Below are 438 nucleotides of genomic sequence, written 5' to 3'. Positions count from 1 at the left end.
ACAACTAACATTCGGACGCGCACAAGAATGCTGATGACGCTAAGAAGGCGGTAGAAAACACCTATGAGGGAGAGACCAAATATGCTGAGAAACCAAGAAAGGCCGAGGACACCAGCAAGGACTAAGAAGCCAACAAGGGTGACGACACCAACAAGGGCGACGACACCAACAAGGGTGAAGACACCAACAAGGGCGACGACACCAACAAGGGCGACGACACCAACAAGGGTGACGACACCAACAAGGGCGACGACACCAACAAGGGTGACGACACCAAAAAGGCAGACGACACCAACAAGGGTGACAACACCAACAAAGGTGACGACACCAACAAGGACGACGACAAAAAAAAAGGAGCCCCCACCCACAAGCGTACAGACAACCACAAAGACGCCAACCACAACAACGACACCCACACACACAATCGCAACGACCAAA

The 438-nt window shown here is 52.3% G+C and carries 1 protein-coding gene; it reads right to left on the bottom strand.

Annotation, left to right across the window (positions count from 1 at the left end; all coding sequences use genetic code 11):
• Window positions 1–438 (bottom strand): hypothetical protein (locus CBG10_RS11345; RefSeq protein ID WP_179231264.1); only part of this gene is annotated, 438 nt, incomplete at both ends.

It is taken from the genome of Limosilactobacillus reuteri (assembly GCF_002254085.1).
GTDB classification, from domain to species: domain Bacteria; phylum Bacillota; class Bacilli; order Lactobacillales; family Lactobacillaceae; genus Limosilactobacillus; species Limosilactobacillus reuteri_K.
The sequence above is the reverse complement of the archived record's forward strand: the minus strand, read 5'-3'. Positions and strand labels throughout refer to the sequence as shown.